This is a genomic window from Lentzea chajnantorensis (genome assembly GCF_054300775.1).
On sequence record NZ_JBSDZT010000002.1, the window covers coordinates 7675001 to 7701491 of the forward strand.

Annotated in this window: 25 protein-coding genes and 4 pseudogenes; 10 read left to right on the forward strand and 19 right to left on the reverse strand. The window is 70.1% G+C overall.

The features are described from left to right. Positions 1–231: 231 nt before the first annotated feature. The 4 genes and pseudogenes from ACVDFE_RS36610 to ACVDFE_RS36625 all read right to left on the reverse strand — a co-directional run bounded on the left by ACVDFE_RS36610 (position 232) and on the right by ACVDFE_RS36625 (position 3041). Positions 232–1359 (reverse strand): sensor histidine kinase, encoded by a 1128-nt coding sequence (locus tag ACVDFE_RS36610; RefSeq protein ID WP_360398277.1) that lies wholly within the window; start codon positions 1357–1359, stop codon positions 232–234. Between the two features lie 3 nt (positions 1360–1362). Then, positions 1363–2047 (reverse strand): annotated as a pseudogene (locus ACVDFE_RS36615) (response regulator transcription factor). Positions 2048–2093: 46 nt separating this feature from the next. Beyond that, positions 2094–2537: a MarR family winged helix-turn-helix transcriptional regulator gene (locus tag ACVDFE_RS36620; protein ID WP_360398280.1), complete on the reverse strand. Its 444-nt coding sequence runs from the start codon at positions 2535–2537 to the stop codon at positions 2094–2096. Positions 2538–2564: 27 nt separating this feature from the next. After that, positions 2565–3041, reverse strand: coding sequence for a hypothetical protein (locus ACVDFE_RS36625; protein ID WP_458433667.1), 477 nt, complete (start codon positions 3039–3041; stop codon positions 2565–2567). 61 nt (positions 3042–3102) lie between these two features. Between ACVDFE_RS36625 and ACVDFE_RS36630 the strand changes: the two genes are divergently transcribed. Next, complete coding sequence (locus tag ACVDFE_RS36630; RefSeq protein WP_458433668.1) at positions 3103–3561, forward strand: hypothetical protein; 459 nt, start codon at positions 3103–3105, stop codon at positions 3559–3561. Here ACVDFE_RS36630 and ACVDFE_RS36635 read toward each other — a convergent pair. The 4 genes and pseudogenes from ACVDFE_RS36635 to ACVDFE_RS36650 all read right to left on the reverse strand — a co-directional run bounded on the left by ACVDFE_RS36635 (position 3548) and on the right by ACVDFE_RS36650 (position 9557). Continuing rightward, positions 3548–4189, reverse strand: a complete 642-nt coding sequence (locus ACVDFE_RS36635) for an SPFH domain-containing protein (protein ID WP_458433669.1) — start codon at positions 4187–4189, stop codon at positions 3548–3550. The genes ACVDFE_RS36630 and ACVDFE_RS36635 overlap by 14 nt on opposite strands. A gap of 219 nt (positions 4190–4408) precedes the next feature. Beyond that, the gene (gene dxs / locus ACVDFE_RS36640; protein ID WP_458433670.1) at positions 4409–6322 is read right to left on the reverse strand and encodes a 1-deoxy-D-xylulose-5-phosphate synthase; all 1914 of its coding nucleotides are present in this window, start codon (positions 6320–6322) and stop codon (positions 4409–4411) included. Positions 6323–6383: 61 nt separating this feature from the next. Continuing rightward, positions 6384–7541: a class I SAM-dependent RNA methyltransferase gene (locus ACVDFE_RS36645; protein WP_458433671.1), complete on the reverse strand. Its 1158-nt coding sequence runs from the start codon at positions 7539–7541 to the stop codon at positions 6384–6386. A 29-nt stretch (positions 7542–7570) separates the two neighbouring features. Beyond that, positions 7571–9557 (reverse strand): annotated as a pseudogene (locus ACVDFE_RS36650) (APC family permease). An 82-nt stretch (positions 9558–9639) separates the two neighbouring features. On the opposite strand from ACVDFE_RS36650, the gene ACVDFE_RS36655 reads away from it, so the two are divergent. Then, entirely contained in the window at positions 9640–10302 is a 663-nt protein-coding gene (locus ACVDFE_RS36655) for a potassium channel family protein (protein ID WP_360398292.1), read from the forward strand. After that, positions 10302–10958 carry a potassium channel family protein gene (locus ACVDFE_RS36660; RefSeq protein ID WP_053738527.1) on the forward strand — a complete coding sequence of 219 codons (657 nt, stop codon included), beginning with the start codon at positions 10302–10304 and terminating at the stop codon, positions 10956–10958. Before ACVDFE_RS36655 ends, ACVDFE_RS36660 begins: the two co-directional genes overlap by 1 nt. Before the next feature lie 93 nt (positions 10959–11051). Here ACVDFE_RS36660 and ACVDFE_RS36665 read toward each other — a convergent pair whose 3' ends face one another. Beyond that, positions 11052–11186 (reverse strand): hypothetical protein, encoded by a 135-nt coding sequence (locus ACVDFE_RS36665; RefSeq protein WP_360398294.1) that lies wholly within the window; start codon positions 11184–11186, stop codon positions 11052–11054. 80 nt (positions 11187–11266) lie between these two features. On the opposite strand from ACVDFE_RS36665, the gene ACVDFE_RS36670 reads away from it, so the two are divergent. Next, positions 11267–12580, forward strand: a complete 1314-nt coding sequence (locus ACVDFE_RS36670) for a LuxR C-terminal-related transcriptional regulator (RefSeq protein WP_458433672.1) — start codon at positions 11267–11269, stop codon at positions 12578–12580. Positions 12581–12671: 91 nt separating this feature from the next. Here the strand turns inward: ACVDFE_RS36670 and ACVDFE_RS36675 are convergent, their stop codons facing one another. Continuing rightward, the gene (locus ACVDFE_RS36675; RefSeq protein ID WP_360398298.1) at positions 12672–13442 is read right to left on the reverse strand and encodes a DUF3159 domain-containing protein; all 771 of its coding nucleotides are present in this window, start codon (positions 13440–13442) and stop codon (positions 12672–12674) included. Beyond that, positions 13439–13804 (reverse strand): OB-fold nucleic acid binding domain-containing protein, encoded by a 366-nt coding sequence (locus ACVDFE_RS36680; RefSeq protein WP_065913341.1) that lies wholly within the window; start codon positions 13802–13804, stop codon positions 13439–13441. The genes ACVDFE_RS36675 and ACVDFE_RS36680 overlap by 4 nt, the downstream gene beginning before the upstream one ends. 219 nt (positions 13805–14023) lie before the next feature. Between ACVDFE_RS36680 and ACVDFE_RS36685 the strand changes: the two genes are divergently transcribed. Continuing rightward, positions 14024–14551, forward strand: a complete 528-nt coding sequence (locus ACVDFE_RS36685) for an alpha/beta fold hydrolase (RefSeq protein ID WP_458433673.1) — start codon at positions 14024–14026, stop codon at positions 14549–14551. On the opposite strand, the gene ACVDFE_RS36690 is transcribed toward ACVDFE_RS36685, so the two are convergent. Both ACVDFE_RS36690 and dut read right to left on the reverse strand, forming a co-directional pair. Continuing rightward, positions 14548–15165: a DUF3710 domain-containing protein gene (locus tag ACVDFE_RS36690; protein WP_360398302.1), complete on the reverse strand. Its 618-nt coding sequence runs from the start codon at positions 15163–15165 to the stop codon at positions 14548–14550. The genes ACVDFE_RS36685 and ACVDFE_RS36690 overlap by 4 nt on opposite strands. A gap of 3 nt (positions 15166–15168) precedes the next feature. Further along, positions 15169–15651: a dUTP diphosphatase gene (gene dut, locus ACVDFE_RS36695; protein ID WP_360398304.1), complete on the reverse strand. Its 483-nt coding sequence runs from the start codon at positions 15649–15651 to the stop codon at positions 15169–15171. Positions 15652–15675: 24 nt separating this feature from the next. On the opposite strand from dut, the gene ACVDFE_RS36700 reads away from it, so the two are divergent. Continuing rightward, positions 15676–16137, forward strand: a complete 462-nt coding sequence (locus ACVDFE_RS36700; protein ID WP_360398306.1) for a DUF3093 domain-containing protein — start codon at positions 15676–15678, stop codon at positions 16135–16137. A gap of 105 nt (positions 16138–16242) precedes the next feature. Here ACVDFE_RS36700 and ACVDFE_RS36705 read toward each other — a convergent pair. Beyond that, positions 16243–16543 (reverse strand): annotated as a pseudogene (locus ACVDFE_RS36705) (DUF4193 domain-containing protein). Between the two features lie 441 nt (positions 16544–16984). Here ACVDFE_RS36705 and cei point away from each other — a divergent pair. Beyond that, on the forward strand, positions 16985–17680 hold the full coding sequence (gene cei, locus ACVDFE_RS36710) for an envelope integrity protein Cei (protein WP_360398308.1): 696 nt from the start codon (positions 16985–16987) through the stop codon (positions 17678–17680). 133 nt (positions 17681–17813) lie between these two features. Here the strand turns inward: cei and ACVDFE_RS36715 are convergent, their stop codons facing one another. Beyond that, complete coding sequence (locus tag ACVDFE_RS36715) at positions 17814–18608, reverse strand: inositol monophosphatase family protein (protein ID WP_360398310.1); 795 nt, start codon at positions 18606–18608, stop codon at positions 17814–17816. A 100-nt stretch (positions 18609–18708) separates the two neighbouring features. Here ACVDFE_RS36715 and ppgK point away from each other — a divergent pair, with 100 nt between their 5' ends. From ppgK to ACVDFE_RS36730, 3 genes and pseudogenes are all read left to right on the forward strand, one after another. Further along, positions 18709–19470: a polyphosphate--glucose phosphotransferase gene (ppgK, locus tag ACVDFE_RS36720; RefSeq protein ID WP_360398312.1), complete on the forward strand. Its 762-nt coding sequence runs from the start codon at positions 18709–18711 to the stop codon at positions 19468–19470. Between the two features lie 227 nt (positions 19471–19697). Continuing rightward, positions 19698–21036 (forward strand): annotated as a pseudogene (locus ACVDFE_RS36725) (RNA polymerase sigma factor). Positions 21037–21510: 474 nt separating this feature from the next. Further along, positions 21511–21690, forward strand: a complete 180-nt coding sequence (locus ACVDFE_RS36730; protein ID WP_231642793.1) for a DUF7455 domain-containing protein — start codon at positions 21511–21513, stop codon at positions 21688–21690. An 83-nt stretch (positions 21691–21773) separates the two neighbouring features. On the opposite strand, the gene ACVDFE_RS36735 is transcribed toward ACVDFE_RS36730, so the two are convergent. The 4 genes from ACVDFE_RS36735 to ACVDFE_RS36750 all read right to left on the reverse strand — a co-directional run bounded on the left by ACVDFE_RS36735 (position 21774) and on the right by ACVDFE_RS36750 (position 26358). Continuing rightward, positions 21774–22928, reverse strand: coding sequence for an ROK family protein (locus ACVDFE_RS36735; protein ID WP_360398316.1), 1155 nt, complete (start codon positions 22926–22928; stop codon positions 21774–21776). 4 nt (positions 22929–22932) lie between these two features. Next, positions 22933–24363 carry a sugar ABC transporter permease gene (locus tag ACVDFE_RS36740; RefSeq protein ID WP_360398318.1) on the reverse strand — a complete coding sequence of 477 codons (1431 nt, stop codon included), beginning with the start codon at positions 24361–24363 and terminating at the stop codon, positions 22933–22935. 20 nt (positions 24364–24383) lie between these two features. Next, positions 24384–25157, reverse strand: a complete 774-nt coding sequence (locus tag ACVDFE_RS36745; RefSeq protein WP_053738513.1) for an ATP-binding cassette domain-containing protein — start codon at positions 25155–25157, stop codon at positions 24384–24386. Positions 25158–25233: 76 nt separating this feature from the next. Continuing rightward, positions 25234–26358 carry a sugar ABC transporter substrate-binding protein gene (locus tag ACVDFE_RS36750; protein WP_360398319.1) on the reverse strand — a complete coding sequence of 375 codons (1125 nt, stop codon included), beginning with the start codon at positions 26356–26358 and terminating at the stop codon, positions 25234–25236. Positions 26359–26491: the final 133 nt, after the last annotated feature.

The window sequence follows — 26491 nt, forward strand, 5'->3', positions numbered from 1 at the left end:
GAGTCACTTCCGGGGCTGTGTCAGGCTTAGAAGTCTTTCGCCGCGCTCCGTTCCGGTGTTTCCCGGCCCGTTCCGCGCTGGCAGAGAGAAATTTACACGGTGGCCTCCCAACATCCAAATCGGGGGTCCGCCACTACATCTGCGCAGGTCAGACCTCGCACGGAAGGCCTAAACACCCCAAGATCGACGCACAGTGTGACCGGGGCCACGTCGAAGATCTTGCACCTGGCCTCACCGAGGTGCGCTGGGCAGGTGCACGGTCACCGACAGGCCACCCGCCGGCACGGCCACTGCCTGCACAAACCCGCCGTGCGCGGCCACGGCGGCGCGCACGATCGAGAGTCCGAGGCCGGTGCCGGACTGGCTGGTCCGGTCCTTGACGCCGCGGCGGAACGGCTCGAACAGCTCCTCGACGCGGTCCGGGGCGATGAGCTGACCTGACGACGACACCCGCAGCACCGACCACTGCGGGCCGGTTTCGACGGTCGTCTCGATCCAGCCGTTGACGTGGTTGTGCCGGACGGCGTTCTCCAGCAGGTTGCCCGCGATGCGCTCCAGCAGTGCCGGGTCGCCGACGGCGAGTGCGGGCGCACAGCGGAAGACGGTGCGCAGATGACGTGCCTCGGCCTCCGCGCGCACGGCCCTCCACGCCGACTCGACCAACGCCGACAGGTCGACGGGTTCGCGGACCGCGAGTCCGATGCCGTCCGTGCGCGCGAGCAACAGCAGCGCGGACACCAGTTGTTCGGCCCGCTCCCCCGCCGCGCGCACGACGCCGGCCATGCGCCGCAGCTCTTCGACGTCGGCGTCCGGGTCGGACAGGGTCACGTCCAGCTCGGTGCGCACCACGGACAGGGGGGTGCGCAGTTCGTGCGACGCGTTCGCGACGAACCGGCGCTGGGAGTCGAAGGCGGCTTCGAGGCGGTCGAGCATCGCGTCGAAGGTGTCCGCGAGCTCCGCGACCTCGTCGCGCGGCCCCTCCAGGCGCAACCGCGAGCCGAGCGACTCGGCGGACAGGCGTTGTGCGGCTCCGGTGACGTCGTGCAGGGGCTTGAGCACCCGGCCGGTGAACGTCCACGCCAGCACGGCCGCGGCCAGCACCATGCACGCGAACGCCACCAGCCCCGCCCGCACTAGGTCCTGGCGAGCTGCGGTGGTCAACGCCTCCGTCAACACCGTCACGTCGACGTTGACGCCGTCAACGTTGACTTGACTGCCTGCGGGGAACGACGGTGACGAGTCGAAGACGCGGCCGACCAGCACCCACCCGAGCGCGAGCAGCACAGCACTCACCACCGCGACCAGCGCGGTGGTGAGGAGCGTGATCCGGAGCCTCAGCCCCGGCCCGCGCCGTCGCACGTGTCAGACCTCTGCAGACCCGATCGAGGCACTGGGCACCCGGTAACCGGAACCCACCACGGTGTCGATGATGCCCGGCTCGCCCAGCTTCTTGCGCAACGTCATCACGGTGACGCGCACGGTCGTGGTGAACGGGTCGGCGTTCTCGTCCCAGACGCGTTCGAGCAGCTCCTCGCTGCTGACGACGGAGCCCTTGGCGGCGAGGAGGACCTCGAGCACGCCGAACTCCTTGCGGGTCAGCTCGATCGGCGTCCCGCCGCGGGACACGGTCCGCCGTGCGGGGTCGAGCTCGACGTCCTGCGCCGAGAGCACGGGCGGCGTCGCCGGCGTCGCGCGGCGGGCCAGTGCGCGCACGCGTGCGACGAAGCTCGGGGAACGCGAAGGGCTTGGCGAGGTAGTCGTCGGCGCCCAGCGAGAGCCCGGACACGCGGTCCTCGATCGACCCGCTGGCGGTCAGCATCATGACCCTGGTCAGCGCGCCGGAGCTGAGGATCTCCTTGCACAGCTCGTCACCGGACATGCCGGGCAGGTCCCGGTCGAGGACGACGACGTCGTACCTGGTGACCGTCGACTTCTCGTGCCCGGTCTCGCCGTCGTAGGCGACGTCCACGGCCATGCCCTCGCGCCTCAGGCCGCGAGCGATCGCGTCGGCCAGCGGCACCTCGTCCTCGACTACCAATATCCGCACGCCACAAAGGTGCCACAAACACCTGAGAAGGCGCTTAACGGCACCTTCACAGGCCCTGTCGGATCTGCTCCTCCGTGCGGGCGGCCGCGGTCCGCAGGAACCGCAGCACCGCGGCCAGCTCGGTCTCGTCGAACGAGCCGAGGTCGGCCAGGTGCCGTTCGTTCAGCGAGTCGTAGAGCCCGCCGACCCGGCGCACCGCGTCGTCGTCGGGTTCGATGACGACCTTGCGCCGGTCGTGCGGGTCCGGCACCCGGCGCACGTACCCGGCCCGGACGAGCCGCTCGATCATCCGCGAGGCGGAGCCGCTGGTCAGGTTGACCCGCTTGGCGAGCTCGCCCGGAGTGGCCGGGCCGTCGTTGGCCAGCACGAACAGCGCCTGGAGGTCTGTCCAGTTCATGCCGAGGCGCTCGGCGAGCATCCCGTTGAACTGGATCACCGGGATCTGCCACCTGGCCACGGCACGCAAGACCTCGTCCAGCAGCTGCGTCATGGTCGCGAGCATACGAGCGCCGCACAATCACTGCGCAACGCAGCTACTGCGCGATACAGTCACTGCGTGATGCAGCAAATCTGGTACGACCACCCCGTCTGGATCGTCACCGAACCCGGCCTGGCGAAGGAGGTGCTCACCGACAGCCGGTTCGCCAAGGACACCGCGCTCGCGCCGAAGCACTGGGACGCCGCGACAGCGGGCCTCGAACCGACAGCCGGACAACAGCTCGCGATCACCACGCTCGACGGTGAGCCGCACGCGGAGCTGCGCAAGGCCTTCGCGCCGCTGTTCAACGCCGCGAAGCTGCGCGCGTTCTACCCCCGTGTGCGATATATCGCGGAGCAGCTGCTCGGTGAGCTGCCCGACGAGGTCGACCTCGTCGAGGACTTCACGCCGCGGTACCCGCTGGCGGTGCTGTGCGAGCTGCTCGGCATCCCCGCGCACCACGTCGAGACGGCGATGACGTCGTGCCGCCTGATGCTGGTCGACTACCCGGCGCACGTCCCCGCCGCCATGGCCGGTTTCGCACGGCTGTCGGCGGAGGCGACCGCGGAGCTTCCGCATGCCGCCCGGCACGACCGAGCAGGACCTGCACTACCAGGTGTTCACGATCCTGTTCGCCGGGCAGATCACCACCGACCTCGCGGCCGGCTCGCTCGTCGCCCGCCTGCTCACTACCGACGAGCCGCCGGACGTGCTGGTGCGGGAGTCGTTGCGGGAGCACCCACCGGCGCCGTACACGCTGTGGCGCTTCACCACGGCCGAGGTGGACCTCGGCGGCACGAGGGTGCCCGCGGGCTCGCCCGTGCTGGTCGACCTGACCCGCGTCCCGGACCTGGTGTTCGGGCACGGCCCGCACTACTGCATCGGCGCGCAGCTGGCCCAGCTGGAGCTGCGCGCCCTCGCGGAGACCTTCCGGACCGCCTACCCGAACGCGCGGCTGACCGCCGTCCCCACCCGCACCGAACCGGTCGGGATCATGGGCGGCCGGCTGCGCTCGTTGCCGGTCAGGCTCGCCTAGGCCGGTCCACGACGACGGTCGACGCCGCCTGCAACGCCCGCAGCTCCAGCAGCGCCGGGTGCTCCTCGGCCAGCCGGGCGGCGTTCAGCAACGACCGCAGCGCCGCGGTCTCCCCGCGCGCCCGCTCCAGCGCGGCCCGTCCCTCCGCGGCCGCGACCAGCTCGGCCAGCGCCGCACGGCGCAGCTCACCGGGCATCACGACGTCGCGCACGGCCACCTCGGCAACGGAGATGCCCAGCTCTTCGGCCCGTGCGGCGACACCGGCGGCGACCTCGGCCGCGATGGCCTCGCGCTCGGGGTCTACCGCCGAATGGGCGCGCGTGAGCACCGCACCGCGCAACGCCAGCTGCACGGCCGTGTACAGCTCAGCTTCGGTAGACGCTGACTCGACGATGAACCTCGTCGGCGACGACACCGCCCACCGCACCACGACGGTCACGCGCACCAGCACACCGTCGGAGGTGGGCACGTCCTGCGCCGCCGGGGTCATCGTGCGCGGGCGGACGTCAACGCGGTGCAGCGCGGCCCGCCACGGTAGGCGGTGCCGGCCGGGACCGACCTCGCCCACCAGCACACCGCGGTCGAACCGGACACCCCGCTCCCACGGGTACAGCGTGTGCTTCACCATCTCTCCCCCCTCGGTCCGGGTACACCGCGACCCCGGCCGGCGGGACGGCGGGCGGGCGTCCACAAGGGACGCGCAGGGCCCGACGCCCCCGTGTGCGACCGGGGTCGTGGTTCCAGGATTCGAACCTGGTGCTTCAAAGGCACCCAGTGCCCGCTTCGATCGTGGAACCCGGGCGAGGAAGACCTGCCGGGCCACCGGGGAGCGGGCGCGAGGAGGAGGCTAGCCGACCTGCTTGTCCGCCCGCGCGTCGATTTCCACCGGCAGGCACTCCAGGCGGGCCGCCCACTCGGTGACGCGGCGCGCCACGTCCTGCGCGGTGATGCCGCACAGCGACAGCACCTCGCCGCGCGAGCCGTGGTCGTGGAACTGCTGCGGCAGGGCGATGTCACGCAACGGCACCTCGACGTCGGCGTCGCGCAGCGCGGCCGCGAGCGCCGAACCGAAGCCGCCGTGGCGGCCGCCGTCCTCGACGGTCACGACGAGCTTGTGCGCCGCGGCCAGCTCCACGAGGTCGCCCGACATCGGGTAGATCCACCTCGGGTCGACGACCGTCACGCCGATGCCCTGGTCCTCAAGCCGTTGCGCGGCCTCCAGCCCCAGCTCGCCCAGCGCGCCGACCGTGACCAGCAGCACGTCGTTGCCGGAGCGGCGGAGCACGTCGACCGAGCCCACGCGTTCCACCGCGGGCAGGTCCTTGCCCACGGACGCCTTCGGGTAGCGGATGACGGTGGGCGCGTCCGAGATCTCCACGGCCTCGCGCAGCTCCTCGACCAGCGAGGCGGCGTCGCGCGGTGCCGCCACGTGGACGCCGGGGATCACGCCGAGGATCGACATGTCCCACATGCCGTGGTGCGACGCGCCGTCCGGGCCGGTGACGCCCGCGCGGTCGAGCACGACCGTGACGCCCTGCCGGTGCAGCGCGACGTCCATGAGCAGCTGGTCGAACGCCCGGTTGAGGAACGTGGCGTAGACGGCGACGACCGGGTGCAGGCCGCCGATGGCGAGGCCGGCGGCGGAGGTCAGCGCGTGCTGCTCGGCGATGCCGACGTCGAAGAAGCGCTCCGGGAACGCCTTGGCGAACGGGTCGAGGCCGGTGGGCCCCTGCATCGCGGCGGTGATCGCCACGACGTCGGAGCGCTCGCGGCCGACGTCGACGAGCGCGTCGGAGAACACGTGCGTCCAGGTCCGGCCGGCCGGCTTCACGTCCTCGCCGGTGATCGGGTCGATGATCCCGGTGGCGTGCATCTGGTCGGCCTCGTGGTTCTCGGCCGGCGCGAAGCCCATGCCCTTGCGGGTGACCGCGTGCACGATCACCGGGCCGCCGAACGACTTCGCGCGCTGCAACGCGGACTCGAGCGTCGCCTGGTCGTGGCCGTCGACCGGGCCGATGTACTTGAGGCCGAGGTCCTCGAACATCGCCTGCGGCGCCAGCGCGTCCTTGATGCCGCGCTTGGCGGCGTGCAGGGCGGCGTAGAGCGGCTTGCCGAAGAACGGCGTCTGCTGCAGGGCGCTCTTGCCCTTCTCCAGCACGCGCTCGTAGCCGGGGCGCAGCCGCAGCGACGACAGGTGGTCGGCGAGACCACCGATCGTCGGCGAGTACGAGCGGCCGTTGTCGTTGACCACGATCACGACCGGGCGCGTCTTGTCCGCCGCGATGTTGTTCAGCGCCTCCCAGCACATGCCGCCGGTCAGCGCGCCGTCGCCGACGACGGCGACCACGTGGCCGCCGCTGCCGTTGATCTGCTTCGCCTTGGCCAGGCCGTCCGCGTAGGACAGCGCCGTCGAGGCGTGCGAGCTCTCCTGCACGTCGTGCTCGGACTCCGACCGCGACGGGTAGCCCGACATGCCGCCCTGCTGGCGCAGCCGGTCGAAACCGTCGCGCCGGCCGGTGACGATCTTGTGGACGTACGACTGGTGCCCGGTGTCGAACACGATCGGGTCCTGCGGCGAGTCGAACACCCGGTGCAGTGCCACGGTCAGCTCGACGACACCCAGGTTCGGGCCGAGGTGCCCGCCCGTCTTGGACACCTTGTCGACCAGGAAACGCCGGATCTCCTCGCACAGCTGCGTCAGCTGCGCCTCGTCCATCCGTTTCAGATCAGCCGGTCCGTGCACGGACTCCAGCAGGGTCACCACGCCACCTCACTCCTGAAGACTTCGGCTCAGTCTACGGAGACGCGACTGAGACGCATGGTCAGCGCGTCTCAGGTACGAGCAGGGCGATGCACTCCACGTGGTGGGTCATCGGGAACGCGTCGAAGGCCCGCAGCTGGTCGAGCCGGTACCCCTGAACTGTGAATTCGGCCAGGTCACGTGCCAGTGCGGCGGGGTCGCAGGCCACGTAGACCACCCGCTGCGGACGGCGCCGTGCGACTTCAGCCACAACGACCTTGCCCGCCCCCTTGCGCGGTGGGTCGAGGACCACGACCTGCGGGTCCTCCACCGGCAGCGGACGGGTCACCAGGCGTTCTACCTTGCCCACGACCCACTCGACCTGGGGCATGCGCCGCAGGTTGCGCCTGCCGTCCTCGACCGCGCCCGGGAAGGACTCCACGACCAGCACGGACCCGGTGTCACCGACCTGGCGGCCGAGCACCGACGCGAACAGCCCGGCGCCGCCGTAGAGGTCCCACGCGCGCTGGCCGGGCTCGGCCGCGGCCCACTGCCCCACGACGGTCGCGAACGTGTCCGCCGCCGCCGGGTGGACCTGCCAGAAGCCGTCGGCGGAAATTCGCCACTTTCGGCTGGCGGCCGTCTCGACGGCCGTACCGGTTCCGGCGCGTCGCACGGTGTGTCGGCCGCGCACCTCACCCACATGGCGGTTGCCGTCACCGTCTTGGACGATCGTCAGCTCCTGCGCCCGCCACCTGCGGTCGGTCACGGCCTCGACCATGCCCGGCCGGCTGATCACACAGTGGTCGACCGGGATCACATCGTGGGAACGGGTGCCGCGGAAACCGGGTCGCCCGTCACCGTCGACGGCCATCCGGATGCGGGTCCGCCACTCCAGCGGCCCGCCCGGCAGCGCCTCCACGACCACGTCCCGCTCGATCTTGCCGAGACGGCTCAGCTGCTCGCGGACGACCTGCGCCTTCAGCTCCCGTTGCGCGTCCCACGCCACGTGCTGGAAGTCGCAGCCGCCGCACAGCCCCGGCCCGCTGAACGGACATGGGGCCTCGACGCGGTCCGGTGACGCCTGGAGGACCTCCACGGCGTCCGCACGGCAGAACGACCCGCCGTTGTCCTCGTACACGGAGGCGACAACGCGCTCACCGGGCAATGCGTGGCGCACGAACAGAACACGGCCCTCGTGCCGTGCGACGAAGTGCCCGCCGTGCGCGACGGGCCCCACCTCTACCTCGAAACGTCGTCCTACCCAGCTCACCGGTCGTCAAGTCCCCTCCGGACAGCGCCGGGCGCGATGACGTCCTTGTCGCGGACCTTGGCCGCCGACGTGAGCTGCCAGGGCACGCTCGTCACCATCACTCCCGGCTGGAAAAGCAGCCTTCCCTTGAGCCGCAACGCGCTCTGGTTGTGCAGCAGCTGCTCCCACCAGTGGCCGACCACGTACTCGGGGATGAACACCGTAACGACATCGCGCGGGTTGTCCGACCTGACCCGCTTCACGTAGTCGAGGACGGGCTTGGTGATCTCGCGGTACGGCGACTCGATGACCTTCAGCGGGACCTTGAAGTTCTCCCGCTCCCAGTCCGCGACGAGCTTGCGGGTGTCGCCGTCGTCGACGTTGACCGTGACGGCCTCCAGCACGTCCGGGCGGGTGGCCTTGGCGTAGGACAGCGCCCGCAGCGTCGGCATGTGCAGTTTGGACACCAGGACCATCGCGTGGTTGCGGGCCGGCAGCGTGCGGACCCGCTCCTGCTGGCGCAGCTCCTCGGCGACGGTGTCGTAGTGCTTGCGGATCGCGGTCATCAACGCGTAGATGGCCGCCATCGCCGCGATGGCGATCCACGCGCCCTTCGTGAACTTCGTGATGAGCACGATGATCAGCACGGTCGCGGTCAGCGCCAGGCCGAAGGTGTTGATCATCTGGGAGCGGCGCATCCTGGTGCGTGCCTGGGCGTCGGTCTCGGTCCTGAGCAGCCGCTGCCAGTGCTTGATCATGCCGAGCTGGCTGAGCGTGAACGACACGAACACGCCCACGATGTAGAGCTGGATCAGCCGGGTGACCTCGGCGTCGAACGCGATCACCAGCACGACCGCGAAGCCGGCGAGGAACAGGATGCCGTTGGAGAACGCCAGCCGGTCGCCGCGGGTGTGCAGCTGGCGGGGCAGGTAGCGGTCCTGGGCGAGGATCGAGCCGAGCACCGGGAAGCCGTTGAACGCGGTGTTCGCGGCGAGCACCAGGATGAGCGCGGTGACGCCGGCGATGAAGTAGAAGCCGGGCGGGAAGCTGTCGAACACGGCGTGCGCGATCTGCGCGACCATCGTCTTCTGCTCGTAGCCCTCAGGGGCGTTGGTGATCTGCTGCGCGGGCGACTCGGCCATCCGCACGTCGGTGAGCTGGGCGAGGATGATCAGGCCCATCAGCATGACGACCGAGATGCCGCCCATCAGCAACAACGTCGTCGCGGCGTTGCGCGACTTCGGCTTGCGGAACGCGGGCACGCCGTTGCTGATCGCCTCGACACCGGTCAAAGCGGCGCAACCGGACGAAAAAGCCCGCAGCACCAGGAACACGAACGCCAGTCCCATCAGGTGGTCCGACTCGGCGTGGATCTCCAGGCCGGAGCTTCTCCGCACGCATCTCGTCGCCCAGGACGAAGCCGCGGAACAGCCCGTAGCCGATCAGGCCGAACACGCCGATCATGAACGCGTAGACGGGGACGGCGAACGCGCTGCCGGACTCGCGGATGCCGCGCAGGTTCACCGCCGTCAGCAGCACGATGGCCGCCACCGCGAACTCCGCCTTGTGCGTGGCGACGAACGGGATGGCCGAGCCGATGTTCGCCATCGCCGCCGAGATCGACACCGCGACGGTGAGGATGTAGTCGACGAGCAGGGCGCTGGCCACCGTGAGCCCTGCCCTGCGGCCCAGGTTGACCGTCGCGACCTCGTAGTCACCGCCACCCGACGGGTAGGCGTGCACGTTCTGCCGGTAGCTGGCGACCACGGTCAGCATCACGACCACGACCGCCACCCCCACCCACGGTGCCATCGCATAGGCGCTCAAGCCCGCCACCGACAGCATCAGGAAGATCTCCTCCGGCGCGTACGCGACCGACGACATGGCGTCGGAGGCGAAGACCGGCAAGGCGATGCGCTTGGGCAGCAGGGTGTGAGCGAGGCGATCGCTGCGGAACGGCCGTCCGACCAGGAGGCGTTTGGCAGCGGTGGCGAGCTTGGACACGGCCAGAGCGTAAGGGGTCCGCTCACCGGGACGGGCTAATGCTCGGTAGGTTCTGCGCAGAGTTCGCCTGAGGAGGCATTCGGTGCACGTGGTGATCATGGGTTGCGGGCGGGTGGGGGCGTCCCTGGCCAAGGCCCTGGAACGGCTGGACCACCAGGTCGCCGTGATCGACAAGGACGCGCAGTCGTTCCGCAGGCTGGGCGGGGACTTCCACGGCCAGCAGGTCGTCGGGAACGGGTTCGACCGCAACGTGCTGATCGAGGCGGGTGTCGAGCGCGCCGGCGCGTTCGCGGCGGTCTCCAGCGGCGACAACTCGAACATCATCTCGGCGCGGGTGGCGCGGGAGACGTTCGGCGTGGAGCACGTCGTCGCGCGCATCTACGACCACAAGCGGGCCGCGGTGTACGAGCGGCTGGGCATCCCGACGGTGGCCACGGTGCCGTGGAGCACCGACCGGTTCCTGCGCATGCTGCTGCCCGAGGGCGCGGCGACGGCGTGGCGCGACCCGTCCGGCACGGTGGCGGTGCTGCCGGTCGAGGTCGACGAGCGGTGGGTGGGCCGGCCGGTGTTCGAGCTGGAGGCCGCGGTGGGGGCGCGGGTGGCGTTCCTCATGCGGTTCGGCACGGGCGTGCTGCCCGACGCGAAGACCACGGTGCAGGCGGACGACACCATCTACGTGGCGGCGTTGTCCGGCACGGTCACCGACGTCGCGGCCGCGGCGCTGCAGGCACCGGAGGAGAGCTGATGCGGATCGCGATCGCTGGTGCGGGTGCGGTGGGGCGGTCCATCGCGCAGGAGCTCGTCCAGGACGGGCACCAGGTCATGCTGATCGAACGGGACCGGGCGCACTTCGACCCGAACTCGGTGGAGCAGGCCGAGTGGGTGCAGGCCGACGCGTGCGAGCTGTCGTCCCTGGAGGACGCCGGCATGCAGCTGTGCGACGTGGTGATCGCCGCGACCGGTGACGACAAGGTCAACCTGGTGGTGTCGCTGCTCGCGAAGACCGAGTTCGCGGTGCGGCGCGTGGTGGCGCGAGTGAACGACCCGACGAACGAATGGCTCTTCACCGAGTCGTGGGGGGTCGACGTCGCCGTGTCGACGCCGCGGTTGCTCGCCGCGATGGTCGAGGAGTCGGTGACGATCGGCGACGTGGTGCGGCTGCTGACGCTGCGCCAGGGCCAGGCGAACCTGGTGGAGATCACGCTCGACGAGTCGACGCCGTTCGCCGGGCGCGCGGTGTCGGAGCTGACCCTGCCGCGTGACGCCGCGCTGGTGACGATCCTGCGGGGCGGGCGGGTCATCGTGCCGCAGCCGGACGACACCCTCGAAGGCGGCGACGAGCTGCTGTTCGTCACGACCGCCGCGGTCGAGCAGGACATCAAGTCCGCGCTCGGCTACTGATATACCGCATATCGGATACTGCATATCGGATATGGGCTCGGAGCTAGAGCTCATATCCGATATATCGCGTGCTGATGTACTGGATATCGGATATCAGGGTGCGTTCCAGTGCTGGTCGTCGCCGCCATGGCAGTCCCATAGCTGCACCGCGATGCCGTTAAACCGGTTGGGACCGGCGATCTCGACCGCTGCGCTGTGGCTGGTCGTTCCCGGCTTCAGGAGTGTCATGCGGCCCCGACGTCGGCATCGGACCGCAGGACACACCGATCGAGCGGTATCTGCGGAGCGCATCCGCACACTTACCAGCTGTGAGCGATCAGTTGCCCCTGGTCGGGCGCGACGAAGCGCGGCGGGTCGAGGTCGCCCGCACGCGGGCGTCCGAGCTGTTCTTCGGTCTGGGAGACGAGGAAGCCGCTGTCGCCGTGCTGGACGAGCTGACAGCGGCGGCACTGCCCGCGGAGCTGGAACGCGCGGTCCTGCACACCGCGGCGGAGTTCGCGGTGGAGGCCGCACCGGTACCGGTGCTCCGGCTGGTCGGCGCGCTGCTGCTCGCCGAGGACGAACGGGCCGGCCGGCGGGTGCTCGCGGTCGCCGACCGGCTCAGCGGCCACCACGCCGACGCCATCGCGCGGGTCGAAGCCGATGACGAGGTCTGCACGGCGAGCCTTCTGCTCTCCGGTGACCTGGCGCCGGCCGAGGAACGTGCCACGCGGACGTTGGCCGAAGAAGGGCACAGCACGGCATCCCAGGTGTCGTCGCGGGTGTTGTTGAGCCAGAGCGCGCGCATGCGCGGACAAGCGGCGGCGGCTGTGCGGATCAGCGCCGAAGGCCTTCCCGAGCCGAACACACCGCTGACGCTGTGGGACGTCGTGCTGCTGGCCGAGTTCGCCACCGGAGCCGCACTGCGGGGGCAGACCGATCGCGCGCAACGCGCGCTGGCCGGTGCCGAGGCCGGGTTGCGACCGGCCTGGCGCGTGGCGCGGTTCACCGTCGGTGGCGCACGGTCGTGGGTGCTCGCGAGTGCGGGACGGGTCGATGAGGCCGTGCAGGCAGCGTTGGACAACGCCGCCGCCGCATGGGCCCACGGCGCACATTCCGAGGAAATCGTGTCGCTGCACGACGCTGCACGATTCGGTGCCGACACCTCACCGCGTCTGCTGGAACTGGCGAAGTCGCGCAAAGACCCGCTCACAACCGCATACGCCACCCACGCGCAGGCGCGCGCGTTGCGTGACCCGGCGGGGCTGGAGGAGGTGGCGGCGGCGTTCCTGGCGTGCGGTGCCACGTTGTTCGCCGCCGAGTCGATCGCCGAGGCCGGCCGCCTGTCCCGCCTGCACGACCGGCCCCGCGACGCGGACCGGTTGGAACGGCAGGCCGCCGCGCTCGCCGAGTCGTTCGACGGCGCGACCACACCGGGCCTGGCGGTCACGAGCACGCTCGTCGCCCTCACCCACCGTCAGCGGGAGATCGCGCGCCTGGCCGTGGCGGGGCTGACGAACACCGAGATCGCCGACCGCCTGGCCATCGCCAAGCGCACCGTCGACAACCACCTGCACACCACGTACGCGGCGGTCGGCGTCACCGGGCGGTGCGGGCTGCGCGCGCTCTTCGGCCAGTGCTAGCGAGCGACCGGTCCCGCGACGAGCCTCGTGCGGAACGGGACAGGGCCGGGCTTCCTCGCGGAGGCCCGGCCCTGTCCGTGTCGAAAGTGCGTCAGTCGCGGGACTTCTCGCGCGACTCCTGCTCGACGGTGCGCTTCAGCTCGTCCATGTCCGGGGTGAGCAGGTCGTCGGCCGTGCGGGCGAGGACCTCGTCGGTCTCCGCGGCGAGCTCGGCCTCCGCCTCCCGCTCGGCTGCTTCCTCCGCGGCCTTGAGGCGCTTGTCGGCGCGGCGGACGGCCCACACGGTGGCGACGAGGGCGATGGCCATCAGCGGGTAGCCCATGCCGAGGCGGGCGACGGCCAGCCAGCCGACCTGGTCCTCCTCGTAGAGCCAGCGCTGCACGACGAAGCGGGCGAAGAAGACGAGCGCCCACACGAAGGTGGCGATGTCGTAGTCGCGCAGCGAGGCCTTGTCGGAGCGCCAGGAGCGGTCCCTGCCGTTGAGGAAAGCCCAGATCACGCCGGCCAGCGGCCAGCGCACGAGGATCGACAGCAGGAACGCGCCGCCGTAGACGACGCTCTGCCAGATGCCGAACAGGAAGAAGCCCTTGGCCTCACCTGTCTTGTAGGCGATGAACGCGGCGATGCCGACGCCGAAGACGGCGGAGATGGCGGGCTGGATCGTGCCCTTGCGGACGGCGAGGACCACGCCGATCACGACGGCCGCCGCCAGGGCGCTGATGATCGCGGCCATGAGGTTCTTGGCGGCGAAGTTGACGATCACGAAGACGACGACGGGCAGCGAGGAGTAGAGCATTCCGCTCACTCCGCCCATCTGCTCGAGGACGGTGGGCTGCTTTTCTTCGGTCTTGGCTGAGGTCATGAAGCGATCTGCAACTCGTAATAGGGGTTGTAGAGCACCTTGCGCCCGTCGCGCACGGCGATGCGGCCACGGGCCTTGATCGTCCGACCAGGCTCGATGCCCGCGATGCGACGGCGGCCGAGCCAGACGAGGGTGACGCCCTCGGTGCCGTCGTAGAGCTCGGCTTCCAGGGTGGCGGCCGCGTCGCGGGGGCAGAGCTCCACGCTGCGGAGCCGGCCCAGGACGGTGACCTCCTCACCGGACTTGCAGTCGCAGGCCTTCACCGCGCCGACGGCCTCCGCTTTCCGCGACAGGTCGTCCGCGTCGAGCTCGGCGACGTCGCTGGTCAAGCGACGCACCAAGCGGTGCCAATAGCCGCCCATCCCCGACTCCTGCAGTGCCTTGGTGGCCCAGTGGTGTGGACCGTCTGACAGTGAGGGTACGCACGAGGGCGGACAATCTCGGCCGTGCCTGTCGAGACTGTCCTCCTGCTGCCCGGTACCGCCTCCGACGCCGTGTTTGTCCGTTCCGTCTTCACGGACCCGTTGTCGCAGGTCGGAGCAGTGATTGACGCTCCGCACGTCCGCACACTCAGTGAACGGTTGACGGCACTGGAACACGCCGCCGCAGAGCACCCGATCGTGGTGGGGGGCGTCTCGCTCGGCGCGCACGTCGCCGCGTCGTGGGCGGTCCGCAACCCGGACCGGTGCGCGGGGCTCGTGCTCGCGCTGCCCGCGTGGAACGGCAGCCCGGACGGCGCACCGGCCGCACTCGCGGCGAGGGCGAGCGCGCAAGTCGTTGCGGCACATGGGATCGACGCAGCGCTCGCCGGCACGTCCGGCTGGCTGCACGACGAGCTGCGGCGCGCCTGGCACGGCTACGGCGAGCTGCTCGTGCCGCACCTCGCCGAGGCGGCCGAGTCGGTCGCGCCGACCCTGGCGGAGCTGAGGTCCCTCGACGTGCCCGCGGGGATCGTCGGCTGCGTCGACGACCCGGTGCACCCGGTCGAGGTCGCACGCGCGTGGGCGGACGCACTGCCGCGCGCCGTGCTGGTGGAGACGACGCTGGACGCCTACCCGCACGCGCTGGGGCGTGCGGTGCAGGCGTGGCGTCGGGCGCAGGGGCGTTAGCCCTGCTGCTGCTGGATCTGCCGGGCGATCGCCTCCGGCAGCTCGACGGGCAGCGGGGTGCGGGGCGGCATCGGCTGCTCACCGCGCACGACCACGGTGCCGCGGATCATCTCGCGCAACGCCGCGGCGTTGTGCTCGAAGTGCTCCTCGGGACCGGCGGCGACACCGCGCAGCATCCAGCGCGGGCCGTCGATGCCGACGAAGAGGATCTGCACGCCCTGGTTGCGCGCGGTGATCTCCTCGCCCCACTCGCCGTTCTCCCGGTTGATGCGGGCGCCGTCCTCCTTGAGGCCCGCGATCAGCTCGGCGCCGACCTCCTTCCAGAGGCCACCGGACTTCGGCGCGGCGAACGCGCTCACCGTCAGCTGACCGACGGGCGTGAGGATGTGCACCGCGCGCACGGATGCGCTCTGCTGGTCCATCTCGACCTGCAGCTGGGCCTCGTCCGGCATGGGCAGCAGCACCGAACCCAGGTCGAGCCGCTGCACGTCGTCCTTCGGTGCGACGGTCGAGTCCCACGGGCCTTCCACGTCGTCGAAGACCTCGTCGTTCTCCAGGCCGGTGTCAACGCCCCCCGCGGAGTGACGACCGCGCTTGCGGCGCCTTCCGAACATCCCTTACCCCTCGGTCTCTGTGGTTGCCGTGCCGGCGAGCACCACGTGCCCGCCGGTCGAGCCGTAGCCCCCCGCACCGCGCTCCGTCTCCGGCAGCGCCGTGACCTCCCGGAACACCGCATGCTCGACGCGTTGCACGACGAGCTGGGCGATCCGGTCGCCGCGCGAGAGGGCGATCGGCTCACGCAGATCATGGTTCACGAGGCAAACGCGGATCTCACCGCGGTAGCCCGAGTCGATCGTCCCCGGCGTGTTCACCACGCTCAACCCGACCCGCGCGGCCAGGCCGGAGCGGGGGTGCACGAAGCCCGCGAACCCGTCGGGGAGCGCGATCGCGACACCGGTGCCGACCACCGCGCGCTCGCCTGGTGGAATGACCACGTCCGACGTGGTGACCAGGTCGGCGCCCGCGTCGCCGGGACGGGCGTAGGCGGGCACGGGAACCCCCGGATCGAGCCGGGTCAGCAACACCTCGACGCTGGACACGGCGGCCGAGATTACCCTGACGACGTGAGTGAGACTGCCGTGACCGCCACTACGACCTTCCGCGAGCGCCTGTACGTGACGTGGTGGATCTGGCCGCTGCCTCTGCTGGCCGCCGCGCTGCTGGCCGCCGAGGTGCACATGGGGTTCCCCGGGGTGCGCTCCTGGCTGCCGTACGCGGTCCTGCTGCCGCTGACCGTCCTGCTGATCGTCCGGATGGGGTCGACGAAGGTCGAGGTGTCCGGCGGTGAGCTGCACGTGGGCGAGGCCCACATCCCGCTGGAGCTGCTGGGCGAGGTGGAGGTCATCGCGCCGGAGGCCCGGCGCGCCGCCATGGGCCGTGAGCTAGACCCGGCGGCGTTCGTGCTGCACCGCGGCTGGGTCAAGCCGATGGTGCGCGTGCGGGTGACCGACCCGGAGGACCCGACGCCCTACTGGCTGGTCAGCACCCGCCACCCCGAGCGGCTCGCCGCCGCGCTGAAGGCCTGAGGTTTCCCCGAAAGGCTGAAGTTCGACGGTGCCGTCGAGGTCGGTCAAGACACAACTGGGCGCCACCCGTGCGGGTGAGCGCCCAGTGCTGTTGAGGCCTGCGGATCAGGCGCAGTCGCGGCAGATGTACACGCCGCCGTTGTCCTCGGCGAGCCTGCTGCGGTGGTGCACCAGGAAGCACTTGGAGCACGTGAACTCGTCGGCCTGCTTGGGCAGGACCTTGAACGTCAGCTCCTCGCCGGACAGGTCGGCTCCGGGGAAGCTCGAAGTTCTCCGCGCTCGCGTCCTCGTCGACGTCGACGACGCCGGACTGCGTCTCGTTCCGCCGGGCCTTCAACTCCTCGAGGGAGTCCTCAGCGAGTTCGTCCGCCTCGCTGCGACGCGGCGCGTCGTAGTCGGTCGCCATCTTCTTCACCCCTGCGGTCTACGGAGACTGTTCGTGTCGCTGGTTAACGCTCCAGCGCCCTCTTTTGTGCCCCACGTCAAGGTGACGTAGGTCTCTCGCACTCCGTGGCAAGCCAACCCCCTTGACGTGACCGTCGGCTTGATCGACATGTGTGCGGAGCGCGCAGAGGGTAGCTCACTGCCCGAATGACCCGACATCGGGTTACCCCTTACCGACCGGACGGGTGACACAACCTTTCTACGCTGGACCGATACCCTGTGCGGGAGCACCTTCGGCTCGGCGTGCAACCTCGCTCCGGGCAGGTACCGTCCTGACTGAGAGCGACCGGGCCGGTGCGGTGGGTCACGTGCGCCGCGGCGCACGCCGGCCGGGCAGGGCCTAGGCTGATCAGAGGGTTGGAACACGGGGAGGGCTTCGGACGTGGGACCCGCATCGGGAAGCTTGACGCCGTACAAGCGGCGCCGGCCGGTACCCGCGCTCATCCTGTTCACGGTGCTGCTGGTCAGCTCCGTCTTCGTGTGGGTGGAGGTGCTCGGCAGCGCCAGTGACGTGGACGCGGCCATCAGGTGCAACCCGCCCGGCGGCACGACCACGAACGTGACGAGCGTGGTCGACCCGGCGGCAGCGCCGGTCGCGCCGCCGCCCGCCCTGGGCACGGTGCTGGAGCACGACGCGCTGGACCGCACGAACCCGGTTCCGGTGGGTGACGTGAACTTCCGCGTGGTGAACGCCTCGACGCAGCGCAACCACGCGAAGGCCGTGGCGGTGATGCTCACCGAGCTCGGCATGAAGCAGGCGGCCGAACCCGGCAACGACCCGGTCTACCCCGCGGGGGACATGAACTGCCGCGGCCAGCTCCGCTTCGGTGCGCCCGGCGCCCAGGCGGCGCGGACGTTGTCGCTCGTCGAACCGTGCCTGGAGCTGGTGCGCGACGACCGCCAGGACGCGACCGTCGACGTGTCGGTGGGCAAGAAGTTCGACGAGGTCAAGCCGAACAGCGCCGCCCGCAAGGTCCTCGACCAGCTCAAGGAGTGGGCGGACCAGCAGCCGGAGCAGCAGGGCGGTCAGGTCGCCGAGCCGAACCCGCCGACGCTGAACGCCGACAACGTGGCCGCGGCCCGTGAAGTGACCTGCTGACCTCTCGTCCCGCTCCACCCGGCCGTGAGCCAGACGGCTCCAGCTGAGTCCAGGTTGACTGGACAGCGATCAGTCATCAGTTGACCGGATCAATCCACATGTTGATCCGGTCAACGTGCACAAGCCGCGTCAATCAGACCTTGCCGAAGCCCGACTCCACCAACGCCGTGTACATGGCGTCGGCGACACCGGGCGCGGCGGCGAACGTGGCGTCCTCCCCCAGCTCCGGCGACGTCCCCGGCAGCCGCACCACCGCACCCGCCTCGGCGGCGACCAGCGCGCCCGCCGCCCAGTCCCAGCGGCCCAGGCCGTGCTCGGCGTAGGCGTCGAGGCGACCGGCGGCCACCGAGCACAGGTCGAGCGAGGCGGCACCGGCACGGCGCATGTCCCGCACGCGGGTCGACATCGCTGCCCAGGTGTCGGCCTGGCGCTGACGGCGTTCGGCGCGGTATTCGAAGCCGTAGCCCAGCAGCGACAGCGACAGGTCCGTGGCCGCCGACACGCGCACCGGTTCGCCGTCGAGGAACGCGCCGTGCCCGCGCGCCGCCGTCCACATCCGGCCGGTCGCCGGCTCGAAGACCGCGCCGGCGACGGACTCGCCGTCGAGCTGCGCCGCGATCGACACCGAGTACCAGGGGATGCCGTAGAGGTAGTTGACGGTGCCGTCGATCGGGTCGACGACCCAGGTCAGGCCGGAGCCGACGGACCCGCCCTCCTCCTCGCCCAGCACCGGCTCACCGGGCCGGGCCTCGGACAGACGCGTCCGAACGAGTTGTTCCGAGGCGCGGTCGGCTTCCGTCACCACGTCGGTGGAGGTGCTCTTCGTGTCGAACGACACCACCGCGGACGCGCGCATGCGCTGGACGAGAGCACCTGCTTCCCGTCCGATGGCTGCGGCGATGTCGACGAGTGGCCGGGGATCAAGCACGACCGGTTCCCTCCTGCGTCACTAGCACGGGACTATCGGACAACGTCAGGCTAATGTCTGCGCACCACGGTTACTGAATCGAGTAGGAAGGACCACGGGGATGGGCATCACCCGCGGGTTCGGTGTGGACATCGGCGGCTCCGGCATCAAGGGCGGGCTGGTCGATCTCGAAACCGGCTCACTGGACGGCGAACGGATGCGGATCCCCACGCCCCAGCCCTCGACTCCCGACGCGGTGGCGGACGTCGTCGCCGAGATCGTCGAGAAGTTCCAGTGGGACGGACCGGTCGGCGTGACGCTGCCGTGCGTCGTCAAGCACGGCGTCGCGCACAGCGCCGCGAACGTGGACAAGGGCTGGATCGGCTGCGACGCGGCGTCGTTGTTCGCCGAACGCCTGGGCCGCAAGCCCGAGGACATCGTCGTGATGAACGACGCGGACGCCGCCGGCATCGCGGAGATGTCGTACGGCGCGGGTGTGGACAGGCTCGGGACCGTGGTGCTGCTGACGTTCGGCACGGGCATCGGCAGCGCGGTGTTCCTGGACGGCAAGCTCGTCCCGAACACCGAGTTCGGCCACCTCCAGGTCGACGGGCACGACGCGGAGAAGCGCGCGGCGGCGTCGGTCAAGGAGGAGAAGGAGCTGTCCTGGGAGGAGTGGACGCCCAGGGTCAGCCGGTACGTCAACGTGCTGGAGGACCTCATCTGGCCGGACCTCGTCATCGCGGGCGGCGGCGTGAGCAAGAAGGCGCACAAGTGGCTGCCGTTGCTCAAGGTGCGCACGGAGGTCGTCGCGGCCGCGCTGAAGAACGACGCGGGCATCGTCGGTGTCGCGTGGGCCGCGGCGCACGGCGCCCGGCCGTAGCGGGTAACCGACACCGAAACGTGTCCGTTCCTCTCGACTGGATCTAGCTGCGAGAACGCAGGTGGGAGCGCCTCGAACAGCCTCGGGGCGCAACACCGCGTCACGGACGTCGTTACAATGGAACGCACACCCGCCAGTCAAGATCGGCGGGGAGATCCCCTGAACTCTGGCGACCGAGGTTTCGCGCCCTCTGGTCAGCCTTGAACGACCGTCGCGAAAGGGCGTACGTGGCAGCCGCAGAAACCGCAACCCGACGCTCCAGCTCCGCCGCGAGCGCCGCCAAGACCACCAAGTCGACCGCGGCCGGCGAGGCCGAGGAGACGACGAAGCGCAAGACGACCGCTGCGGCAGCCAAGAAGCCCGCAGCCAAGGCCGCCGGCGCCAAGACCACCCGCGCTCCGCGCAAGGCAGGGGCCAAGGACGCCGCCGCCAAGGGCGGGCCGAAGAAGGCCGGCGAGGGCGACGAGCCGGAGGACGTGGAAGGCGCTCCCGGCGAAGGCGACCTGGAGGACGTCGAGCTGGTCGACGAGCCGATCGCCGACGAGCCGGAAGAGGCCGAGGACCCCAAGAGCGAGGGCGACTTCGTCTGGGACGAGGAGGAGTCCGAGGCCCTGCGCCAGGCGCGCAAGGACGCGGAGCTCACCGCCTCGGCCGACTCGGTCCGCGCCTACCTCAAGCAGATCGGCAAGGTCGCCCTCCTCAACGCCGAGGAGGAGGTCGAGCTGGCCAAGCGCATCGAGGCCGGTCTCTACGCCGCCGAACGCGTGCGCCGCTCCGAGGAGGAGGCCGAGAAGCTCACGCCGCAGCTGCGCCGCGACCTGCGCTGGATCGTCCGCGACGGCGAGCGCGCCAAGAACCACCTGCTCGAGGCGAACCTCCGCCTCGTCGTGTCGCTGGCCAAGCGCTACACCGGCCGCGGCATGGCGTTCCTGGACCTGATCCAGGAGGGCAACCTGGGCCTGATCCGCGCGGTCGAGAAGTTCGACTACACCAAGGGCTACAAGTTCTCCACGTACGCCACGTGGTGGATCCGCCAGGCGATCACCCGCGCGATGGCCGACCAGGCCCGCACCATCCGCATCCCGGTGCACATGGTCGAGGTCATCAACAAGCTGGGTCGCATCCAGCGCGAGCTGCTGCAGGACCTGGGCCGCGAGCCCACTCCCGAAGAGCTGCGCCAAGGAAATGGACATCACGCCGGAGAAGGTGCTGGAGATCCAGCAGTACGCGCGTGAGCCCATCTCGCTGGACCAGACGATCGGTGACGAGGGCGACAGCCAGCTCGGTGACTTCATCGAGGACTCGGAAGCCGTCGTCGCCGTGGACGCCGTCTCGTTCACGTTGCTGCAGGACCAGCTGCAGTCCGTGCTCGCGACGCTGTCCGAGCGCGAGGCGGGCGTCGTCCGGCTGCGCTTCGGCCTCACCGACGGCCAGCCGCGCACGCTCGACGAGATCGGCCAGGTCTACGGCGTCACGCGGGAACGCATCCGGCAGATCGAGTCGAAGACGATGTCGAAGCTGCGGCACCCGTCGCGGTCGCAGGTCCTGCGCGACTACCTCGACTAGGACAGCGTCTTACAAGGACATACGCACGACGGCCCCGCACCGGTTCGGTGCGGGGCCGTCGTGCTTCCAAGTCAGGTGCTTGCGAGGGCGTTTTGATCACGGTTTCGCGTCCGAATCGTGGGACGTTCGTGACCTGTTCGCTGCGGGCGGACAAGAGCAACCGATATCACACTCCCGGTTGCACGCAACCGACCGAACGGCCCTGAAGGGCTGCTCCACCAGCACGTTTTCGGTTGCTGTGGGTACCTGTCAAGCCGGTGAACCGGTGGCAAACCCAGGTGTGAGCCTGCGTCAAGCGGGTAAATCCCGGAGTGACGCGAGTCGCCACGCACACGGGAACACTGACTATCGCCAAAACGTCTGTCAGAGTGGAGCCAGCGAGCACGCGCACCAAGCCAGGGGCGCTGTGGTCGCAGCTTGGTAAGAGGGCACCGGAACACAACGTTTCGTTGCTGGGACGGAGGGAGATTCATCATGACTGCAGCACTCACCCGCCCCGAGTTGACCGCTGCCGACCGCTGCGACCGCTGCGGGGCTGCTGCCCAGGTTCGCGCCTTGCTCCCGTCCGGGGGCGAGCTGCTGTTCTGCGGGCACCACGCTCGCGCGCACAGTGAGAAGTTGCGCGAACTCGCTGCTGAGATTCAGCAGGGCTGACTTCCACCCCACCTAGCCGCTCGGGCCGGAGATCCACTGGATCTCCGGCCCCTTCGCTTCCGCGGGTGGTCTCCCCCCAGCGGTCAGATGGTGTCGAGCACCGGTTCGAAGGCCAGCTCCGCTGCGCCGACGAGCTTCGCGTCCCTGCCCAGCGGGGACGTGACGACCTGGGTGCCGCCGACGGCCCTGGAGACGAGGCTGCGCCGCTGCACGGCCGCGCTGACCCCGTCGACCACCGACGCCGGCAGCGCCGTGTAGAGGTCGCCCAGCACGACCATCTCCGGGCCGAGGACGTTGACGATGTTCGCGAGCCCCAGTGCGAGCCAGTCGGCGAACTCGTCGAGCACGGACGGGTCGTCGAGTGCCCGCAGCGCCGCGACGACAGCGCCGCGCGGGGCGTCGTCGGGCAGGCCGAGTGCCCGGCACAGCGCCGGTTCCCCGACCTCGGTCTCCCAGCAGCCGGTGCAGCCGCAGTAGCACTGCCGCCCGCGCGGGTTGACCACCATGTGCCCCAGCTCGCCGACGTAGCCGCCGGTGCCGCGCAACGGCTGCCCCGACAGGATGACGCCGCCGCCGACGCCCACGTCGGCGGAGATGTAGACCATGTCCGAGGACTGCTGCGCCGCGCCGCGCACGTGCTCCGCGAGCGCGCCGAGCTCCGCGTCGTTGCCGACCTGGACGGGCACCTTCAGCACCGCCTCCAGGCGTGTGCCGAGGGCCACGTCCGTCCAGTGCAGGTTCGGTGCCTCGTGCACGTGCCCGTCGGCACGCCGCACGACTCCGGGCACCGAGACGCCCACTCCGACGGCGGTGGCGTCGAGGTCGTCGGCCATGAGGCGCGCCGAGTCGACGATGTGCGTGATGACCTCACCCGGATCACGCGTCCGGTGCAGGTTCCAGCTGTCCCGCCCGAGGATCTCCCCACCGAGGCCGACGAACCCCATCGCCACGTGCTCCACGCGCACGTCGATCGCGATCACGACCGCCGCGTGCGGCTGGGGCAGGACGAGCAGGGACGGGCGGCCCGCTCCGCTGCGCAGAGCGGGCACGCGTTCGGCGACCACGCCGGCTTCGGCGAGACCGTCCACCAGTGCCTTGATCGTGCTGCGGTTGAGCCCGAGCTCGGCCGCGAGCGACGCCCTGGTGGACGGTCCGTCGACGTGCAGGCGGCGCAGCAGCGCCGTCCTGTTGTGCCTGCGGATCTCGTCGGGACGGGTGCCGGACGTGGGTCCAGTCACCGCGTCAGCGAGCCGAGTTCGCCGCTCGGCGTCGGGACAGGGCGTCGACGCTCGCGGCGAGCAGCAGGACCAGACCGGTCACGATGAACACGACCGCGGCGGGCTGCTTGAGCAGGCCCATGCCGTTCTGGATGATCGCGAGCACGGCGCCACCGATGACGGCGTCGCGCAGACGGCCCTTGCCACCGAACAGCGACGTGCCACCGATGACGGCCGCGCCGACCGACAGCAGCAGCGTGTTGCCGCCACCGGCGTTCGGGTCGACCGAGCCGACCTTCGACGAGTACACGATCGCGCCGATCGCGGCGGCGGAGGAGGCGATCACGAAGACGCTCATCCGGATCCGCTCGACGTTGATGCCGGCACGGCGCGCGGCTTCCTTGTTGCCACCCACGGCGTAGACGTGGCGGCCGTAGGAGGTGCGGTCGAGCACGAAGGTGCCGATCACCAGCAGCACGAGCACCAGCGGCACCACGTACGGCACACCCTCGATGACGACGAGGTTGCTCGGCGCGCGGTTGAGCGAGAGCGCGTAGGTGATGACGGCGGCCAGCACCGCGAGGGCACCGATCTTGGCCAGCACCAGCGTGGTCGGCTGGGCCACGAGGCCCCGGCGCAGGCGGGAGAAGTGCCGGGTGAGCACGACCGCCGCGTAGCCGCCGACGGCGACGACGAACAGCACCCACGAGCCGACGAAGTTGAGGTTGCCGTTGGCGACGTTGAAGATCGTGTCGTCCCGCAGGCCGAGCGTGCCGCCCTGGCCGATGAGCTGCAGCACGACACCGCCCCAGACGAGGAACAGCGCCAGGGTCACGACGAACGACGGGATGCCGACCTTCGCGACCAGGAAGCCGGTGATGCAGCCGATGGCCGCGCCGACGCAGACGGCGAGCAGCATCTCCAGCCAGGCGTTCGCGGGAACGCCGACGGCGGCGATCACCAGTGCGATGGCCGACAGCGCGGCGCCCGCCCAGATCTTCATCACCACGGCGAGCACGATCGCCAGCACCAGCAGGCCGCAGAACACGTAGAACACCGTGTCGCCCATGCCGCCGAGCAGGTTGCCGTTGTGGATCAGGTGCAGCGCCATCACCGCAGCGGTCACACCGGACGCGGTACCGGCCGACAGGTCGATCTCGCCGAGCAGCAGCACGAACACCAGGCCCATCGCGATGATGGTGATGCTGGCGCCCTGCTGGAGCAGGTTGGCGAGGTTGCCCAGGGTGAAGAACGTGTCGGACAGCGAGCTGAACACGATGAGCAGCACCACGAGCCCGAGGAGCGCGGGGAGCGAGCCGAGCTCGCCGCCGCGGACCCTGGCCCAGTAGTCGCGCACCGCTTCGCCGGTGGACATGGAGGTCGTGTCGATGCCGAAGTCGGAGATCGCGCCCTGCTGGGCGGTCTCCGCCTCGTGCGTTTCGGTGGTGTCGGTCATGCTGGCCTCTTCGGAACTCATCAGATCGTCGCCGCCTCGGGGCGGGCGATGCCCAGGTCACCGGAACGTCCGGCGGTGATCAGCTCGACCACCTGGCCGTGCGTGACGTCCTTGGACCCCACGACGGCGGCCATGCGGCCCAGGTACAGGCACGCGATGCGGTCGGCGACCTCGAAGACGTCGTTCATGTTGTGGCTGATCAGGACGACGCCCAGGCCCTGCTCGGCGAGCCGGCGGACCAGGTCGAGCACCTGGCGCGTCTGCGCGACGCCGAGTGCGGCGGTGGGTTCGTCGAGCAGCACGACCTTGCTGTTCCACAGCACGGCCTTGGCGATCGCCACGGTCTGGCGCTGACCACCGGACAGCGACGAGACCTGCGTGCGCACCGACTTCACCGTGCGCACCGACAGCGACGCCAGCGTCTTGCGCGCCGCCTGCTCCATGTCGGTCTCGTCGAGCAGACCGCCCTTGGTGCGCTCGCGGCCGAGGAACATGTTCTGGACGATGTCGAGGTTGTCGGCCAGCGCGAGGTCCTGGTAGACGACCTCGATTCCGAGCTCTGCGGCGTCGCGCGGGCCCTTGATGTGCACCGGTTCGCCGTTGAAAAGGACCTCACCCGAGTCCGTCGGGTGGATGCCCGCAATGCACTTGACCAGCGTCGACTTGCCCGCGCCGTTGTCGCCGACGAGGGCGGTGACCTCGCCGGGGTTCACGACGAGGTCGATGTCGTGCAGGACGTGCACGGGACCGAAGCTCTTGTTGATGCCGCGCAGCTCGAGAATCGGCTCGCTCACTGGGGGTTCCTCCGGAGTTACCACGCGCCGAGGCGGGGTGCGCAGTCCGCACCCCGCCTGGACGCAAGCGGTCCTACTACTTGATGCCGAGCTCGGTGCAGGCGGCCTGGGTGTCGGCCACGCAGATCTCCGAGGCCTTGACGAAGCCCGCGTCGACCACGGACTTGACCTTGTCCTTGGTGATCAGCTGAGCGGTGAGCAGCACGGACTTGACGTCGCGGTTGGCCTTGCCGTCCTTCGTCGTGCCGGTCGCGAGGGCGTCGGCGGCGGCCGTGTCGCCCTTGGCGAGGGCGGCGGCCAGCTTGGCGGCGGCCTCGGCCTCGTCCTTGATCGGCTTGAAGACGGTCATGTACTGGTCACCGCGGAGCACGGCCTGCAGACCGTCCGGGGTGGCGTCCTGACCGGTGACCGGGACCTTGCCGTTCAGGCCGACCTTCTTGAGGACCGTGATCACCGCGCCGGCGAGGCCGTCGTTCGCGGCGACGACGCCGTCCACCTTGCCGCCGTTGGAGGTCAGGATCTGCTCGAAGACCTGGCCACCCTTCTGGTTGTCCCAGTTGTCGATCGGCTGGGACTGCACGAGCTTGAGCTTGCCGGACTCGTAGAGCGGCTTGAGGACCTTCTGCTGCCCCTCGTGGAACAGGGTCGCGTTGTTGTCCGTCGGCGCGCCCTCGACCTCGATGACGTTCGCGCCCTGCGGCGCGGCCTTCAGCGCGTCCGCGAGGCCCTGGCCCTGCAGCTCGCCGACCTTCACGTTGTCGAACGACACGTAGTAGGACGAGGAGCCACCGGTGTTCAGGCGGTCGTAGTCGATGACCTGGATGCCCTGGGCCTGCGCCTTCTTGGCGACGGAGGCGCCGACCTCGCTGTTGGGCGTGGCGATGATCAGGACCTTGACGCCGGCGTTGATCATGCCGTCGGCGAGGGTGCTGAACTTCTGGACGTCGCCCTGGGCGTTCTGGATGTCGGGGACGAGCCCCTCCTTCTCCAGAGCGGCCTTGAGGAGCGGCTTGTCGAAGCCCTCCCAGCGTGCGGAGGAGGCGGTCTCAGGAAGGATCACGCCGACCTTCGCGCCACTGCCGCTGCCAGAGTTCGTTTCGGTGCTTCCCCCGGTGCCGGAGGACGTGTTGGCGCCGCACGCCGAGACCGCCAGGGCGAGGCCCGCGGTAACGGCGATGGAAGCGAGAGTCTTGCTGCGCATCCGCCATCCCTTTCACTGCGCTGTGTCACAGAGAATGTTGTGGCGCACAACGTATGCCCGACATACGCGTGACCGGAACCACACTGCATCGATTAAGTCGTCACGATGCGGTAACTCTGCCGCAATTTAGCTA

Bases quoted from the DNA above. Each gene is read 5' to 3' on its own strand.
- ACVDFE_RS36620 (WP_360398280.1), bottom strand. From the start codon at position 2,537: ATGACGCAGCTGCTGGACGAGGTCTTGCGTGCCGTGGCCAGGTGGCAG.
- ACVDFE_RS36630 (WP_458433668.1), top strand. From the start codon at position 3,103: ATGCCGCCCGGCACGACCGAGCAGGACCTGCACTACCAGGTGTTCACG.
- ACVDFE_RS36635 (WP_458433669.1), bottom strand. From the start codon at position 4,189: ATGGTGAAGCACACGCTGTACCCGTGGGAGCGGGGTGTCCGGTTCGAC.
- ACVDFE_RS36660 (WP_053738527.1), top strand. From the start codon at position 10,302: ATGCGGATCGCGATCGCTGGTGCGGGTGCGGTGGGGCGGTCCATCGCG.
- ACVDFE_RS36665 (WP_360398294.1), bottom strand. From the start codon at position 11,186: ATGACACTCCTGAAGCCGGGAACGACCAGCCACAGCGCAGCGGTCGAG.
- ACVDFE_RS36675 (WP_360398298.1), bottom strand. From the start codon at position 13,442: ATGACCTCAGCCAAGACCGAAGAAAAGCAGCCCACCGTCCTCGAGCAG.
- ACVDFE_RS36680 (WP_065913341.1), bottom strand. From the start codon at position 13,804: ATGGGCGGCTATTGGCACCGCTTGGTGCGTCGCTTGACCAGCGACGTC.
- ACVDFE_RS36690 (WP_360398302.1), bottom strand. From the start codon at position 15,165: ATGTTCGGAAGGCGCCGCAAGCGCGGTCGTCACTCCGCGGGGGGCGTT.
- ppgK (WP_360398312.1), top strand. From the start codon at position 18,709: ATGGGCATCACCCGCGGGTTCGGTGTGGACATCGGCGGCTCCGGCATC.
- ACVDFE_RS36730 (WP_231642793.1), top strand. From the start codon at position 21,511: ATGACTGCAGCACTCACCCGCCCCGAGTTGACCGCTGCCGACCGCTGC.
- ACVDFE_RS36740 (WP_360398318.1), bottom strand. From the start codon at position 24,363: ATGACCGACACCACCGAAACGCACGAGGCGGAGACCGCCCAGCAGGGC.
- ACVDFE_RS36750 (WP_360398319.1), bottom strand. From the start codon at position 26,358: ATGCGCAGCAAGACTCTCGCTTCCATCGCCGTTACCGCGGGCCTCGCC.